The sequence below is a fragment of the Paracoccus spongiarum genome, from assembly GCF_030732095.1.
GTDB classification, from domain to species: domain Bacteria; phylum Pseudomonadota; class Alphaproteobacteria; order Rhodobacterales; family Rhodobacteraceae; genus Paracoccus; species Paracoccus spongiarum.
In genome coordinates this window covers 1-3,761 of the sequence record NZ_JAVAMQ010000049.1, presented here as the reverse complement: position 1 = coordinate 3,761, position 3,761 = coordinate 1, and the positions used below count along the sequence as shown (strand labels likewise).

Here is a 3,761-nt window from a genome sequence, read left to right as displayed (position 1 = left end):
CCCCGCTCGCAAATGGCCGCTATCCGGCGCCACCGCATGACGAGACCGGCCACACATGGCATCATGCCGACGCGCTTCTGGAACGCATCATCCGCGACGGCACCGCCGCCGTGGTCGGCGATGGCTATGAAAGCGACATGCCCGGCTTTACTGATGTCATGAGCGATGCCGAGATTACCGCCGTTCTGGCCTATATCAAATCCACCTGGCCGGAACGCGAGCGCGCGATCCAGAGCCGCATCACCAAGGACAGCGCGCCATGACCTCCCGGCGCGTCACCACCATAGCCTAGGAGTTTCCCAATGCAGATAAGAACCGCCGCAATCGCCCTGACGCTGCTTGTCCTTGCCGGATGCGCGGCCCAGAGGCCCGATATCGCCGCCGAGGAAGCCTCGCCCTATCCGATCCCGAACGAGGTCGTCGCCATTGCCGGCCCTAACCAGGACCTGACCACGGCGCGCCTCGACCCGGCGGATGACTGCTATTGGTACTACCACGCAGGTCCGGTCGAAACGACGCTGGTGCCGCTGCGGGCCGCGAATGGCAACCAAATCTGCAACGCAAAACCGGTCTGACCCATCAGGATCGCCGGAGGGCAGCAGACTAGCTTATCGCCGTCACGCTGCCTTCCGGTGAATAGAGATAGGCGGTCGAACCGATCTGGACCCGCGGGTAGAGCCCGTTGATATGGGCCATGACCATGCGGACGCAGCCGGAACTGGCGCGGCTGCCGATCGAGGTCGGAAACGGCGTACCGTGAATGCGCAGATAGGTATCGCGGTCGCCGAGGTAGAGGTAAAGCGCGCGCGAACCCAGCGCGTTCTGGGGGCCGGGCTCGACGCCACCCTCAAATTGCGCATAGATCTCGGGCTCGCGCTTGATCATGTTCCGTGTCGGGGTCCAGTGCGGCCATTCGACCTTGCGCTTGATCGTATAGGTGCCCGGCTCATACAGATCGCCCCGGCCGATAGCGACGCCGTAGCGCATCGCCGTGCCACCCTCTTCGATGTGGTAAAGGTATCTTGCCACGGCATCGACATGAATATCGCCCGGCACCAGACCATCATTCGCGACGATCCGCTGCGGCAGGAAGCGCGGATGCAGACCCCAGGGATTGGGGCCACCGGCTTCCACCTCGGCATCCCAGGCGGCCTTCTGCGTCGCGTCGGGCCAGGTCGATGCCATTAACGGATTGGCAGCGGCAGCCGAGAACAGGGCGGTTGTCGTCCGAATGAAATGTCTGCGTGTCAGCATGTGATTGCTCCTCATTTATTTCTAACTTGAGAGAATGTGGTAAATGCAGCGAGTTCAGCGCCCATCGACCTCTGGCGTCGCCGCTGGCCCGCCTTCCAGATCGGCGATCAGCGCCTTCATCTCCGCGATTTCCAGAGTCTGCGCCTCGATGATGCTGTCCGCCAGCGCCCGGACGCGAGGATCCGAGATATCCGCACGGGTGGATGTCAGGATCGCAATGGAATGATGCGGAATCATCGCCTTCATCCAGGCGGTATCATCGACCGTTGCCTGACTGCGGACCAGAAACAGGCCAAGCGCAAATGCCAGAATCGAAACGCCCGCGACGATCAAATTGGCACGCGGACTGCGATACATCCCCAGCATGAAGGCCAACATGATCAGCGCCATGGCACCGCCCATGTAGAGCGCCATCCACATCCGGGTCTGGCTGAAAAAGACGTGATCCATCGCCCAGGTGTTCAGATACATCAGCCCGAACATGATCACCGTCGAGGTAGCGATCATCGCCGCAAAACGGCCATAGCTTCCGCCGCTCTGGCTTCCGTGGCTATTGTGTCGATCAGAATTATCCATAGGGTTGTCCTTTCGTGAAATGCTTCAATTGCCACGCGAGGCCGCAACCAGTTCGGCCAGTTCCGTTGATGAAATGGCGCCAAAGCGCGAATCCGATCCGGCGATGAAGGTGGGTGTGCCGACAAGCCCCATCGCCTCGGCCAGCGCATTGGACTGCTGGATATGTTGGGCAATCTCCGGGCCGCCCATATCGCGCTGCAACTGCTGAGTGTCTAAACCCATGGATCGCGCAACACGCAGGACGCTGGCCCTTTCGGCCCGGGGTTTCTGACTCATCAAGGCGCGATGAAAGTCGGCGTAGCGGCCCTGCTTGCGCGACGCCAGCGCCGCGCGGGCCGCGAAAACCGAACCCTCGCCAAAGACCGGCCATTCCCGCATCACCATCCGCAAGCCGGGATCGGCTCCTAACACGGCATCCACCACTGGCATCATCGCACGGCAGAACTGGCAGTTATAGTCGAAGAACTCGATCAGAGTCGCATCGCCGTCAGGATTGCCGAAGATCGGCGCATTCGCGTCATGTTCAAGCTGCCTGCGGAATTCGGGTGGAAGCGAATGACCAGCCCAAGATAGGCGCGGTGCGATGGCCATCGCCGGGGCGGTAAGGGCCAGGGTCAGGATCATGCGTCGCTGAAACATCATGTCACTCCCGTCACGCCGAGACCGCGAACGTCGTCATCATGCCGCTGGCAAGATGCGGCATGTGGTGACAATGCAGCATCCATTCCGCCGCCTCGCCCGCATCCAGCGCCACCGTGACCATCGACATGGGCGGCACATAGACCGTGTCGCGCAATGCACCGGAAAACCGTCTGCCATTGATCGCGACAACTTGGAAATGATGGCCATGCAGATGCATGGGATGGCCCATCATCGACATGTTGTGGAACATGATCTCGACCCGCTGGCCTGTTTTGGCCGTAACCGGAATCCGATCCTCGAACACGCGGTCGTTGATGGTCCAGCGATAGGGCTGCATCTGCCCGCCCAGCATCACCATGGGTGATGCATCGGCAACTCGTTCCGTCAGCGGAGCAACGGCCCGCAAGGCGGCTTCCTGTGCAAGGTCGATATCGAATGCAGGTGCGGCCTCGTCTGCCATTCCAAGCATGACCGGCACCTTGGCGCCAGCGGTCGCAAGGATAAGGCCGGTGCGCTCCTGCGCGCCTTCGCGCAGAGCAAGGATCGGCCATGCGCCGCCTCCGGTGGGCAGGTCAAGCTCGATATCCAGGCGCTGCCCCATGGCCAGACCAAAGCGCGTTCCTGGCAAGGGCTGCACCGGCTGGCCATCCACCGCAACAAGCCGACCCGGAACCTCGCCGCTGTCGAGCCAGAACACCGTGGCCGCAGCCCCGTTGATGACCCGCAGCAGGACCCGGCCACCCTTTTCTACCCGCACAACTTCCGGGTCGCTCAAGGTGCGGTCATTCACCAGATAGGCATCGAAATCGAAGTCGTTCAGATCCATCTGCATCCCGGTCATGCCGGGCATGGACATGCCGCTCATTTCCGACATCACATTCATGGCCATGCCGCCCCCCATGTCATGACCGGCATGGGGATCGGCTGGTTGCAACATTTCGGCTTCGGCGGCCTCGTCATGCCCCTTTCCCGAGCGGATTTCGTCCAGCACCTCTTCCGGCGGGCGGAAGGAAAAGTCGTGAAGGAACATGGTGACCTCTTGCCGATCAGCTCGCAGATCCTCGGGGCGGCGGACGATCAGGGGTGCGGCCAGCAACTGCATCTCCTGAATGGGCACATGGCTGTGCATCCAGTGCGTGCCTGCTGCGGCCTCAAAATCATAGGCACGCGTCTCTCTTGGCTGCAGCAGCGGCATCGGCATATCGGGAACGCCGTCCTGTGCGTTCGGCGGGATCTGTCCATGCCAATGAATGATCGTCGGCTCGGTCAGATCATTGGTCAGGTCCAGC

The 3,761-nt window shown here is 61.6% G+C and carries 6 protein-coding genes; 2 read left to right on the top strand and 4 right to left on the bottom strand.

Going from position 1 to position 3,761, the window contains the following annotated elements:
- Positions 1–263 (top strand): c-type cytochrome (locus tag Q5Y72_RS19510; RefSeq protein WP_371930870.1); only part of this gene is annotated, 263 nt, incomplete at its 5' end.
- 39 nt (positions 264–302) lie between these two features.
- Positions 303–575 (top strand): hypothetical protein, encoded by a 273-nt coding sequence (locus Q5Y72_RS19505; RefSeq protein ID WP_036721734.1) that lies wholly within the window; start codon positions 303–305, stop codon positions 573–575.
- Between the two features lie 28 nt (positions 576–603).
- Here Q5Y72_RS19505 and Q5Y72_RS19500 read toward each other — a convergent pair whose 3' ends face one another.
- From Q5Y72_RS19500 to Q5Y72_RS19485, 4 genes are all read right to left on the bottom strand, one after another.
- The gene (locus Q5Y72_RS19500) at positions 604–1,254 is read right to left on the bottom strand and encodes a L,D-transpeptidase (RefSeq protein ID WP_036702644.1); all 651 of its coding nucleotides are present in this window, start codon (positions 1,252–1,254) and stop codon (positions 604–606) included.
- Positions 1,255–1,308: 54 nt separating this feature from the next.
- Positions 1,309–1,668 carry a DUF305 domain-containing protein gene (locus Q5Y72_RS19495; protein ID WP_305965050.1) on the bottom strand — a complete coding sequence of 120 codons (360 nt, stop codon included), beginning with the start codon at positions 1,666–1,668 and terminating at the stop codon, positions 1,309–1,311.
- A gap of 186 nt (positions 1,669–1,854) precedes the next feature.
- Positions 1,855–2,469, bottom strand: a complete 615-nt coding sequence (locus Q5Y72_RS19490) for a DsbA family protein (RefSeq protein WP_010400333.1) — start codon at positions 2,467–2,469, stop codon at positions 1,855–1,857.
- A 13-nt stretch (positions 2,470–2,482) separates the two neighbouring features.
- Positions 2,483–3,760, bottom strand: a complete 1,278-nt coding sequence (locus Q5Y72_RS19485; protein WP_305965049.1) for a multicopper oxidase family protein — start codon at positions 3,758–3,760, stop codon at positions 2,483–2,485.
- Position 3,761: the final 1 nt, after the last annotated feature.

Excerpts from the sequence above, each read along its gene's own strand:
- Q5Y72_RS19500 (WP_036702644.1), bottom strand. The coding sequence starts at position 1,254 with ATGCTGACACGCAGACATTTCATTCGGACGACAACCGCCCTGTTCTCG.
- Q5Y72_RS19505 (WP_036721734.1), top strand. The coding sequence starts at position 303 with ATGCAGATAAGAACCGCCGCAATCGCCCTGACGCTGCTTGTCCTTGCC.
- Q5Y72_RS19495 (WP_305965050.1), bottom strand. The coding sequence starts at position 1,668 with ATGGCGCTCTACATGGGCGGTGCCATGGCGCTGATCATGTTGGCCTTC.
- Q5Y72_RS19490 (WP_010400333.1), bottom strand. The coding sequence starts at position 2,469 with ATGTTTCAGCGACGCATGATCCTGACCCTGGCCCTTACCGCCCCGGCG.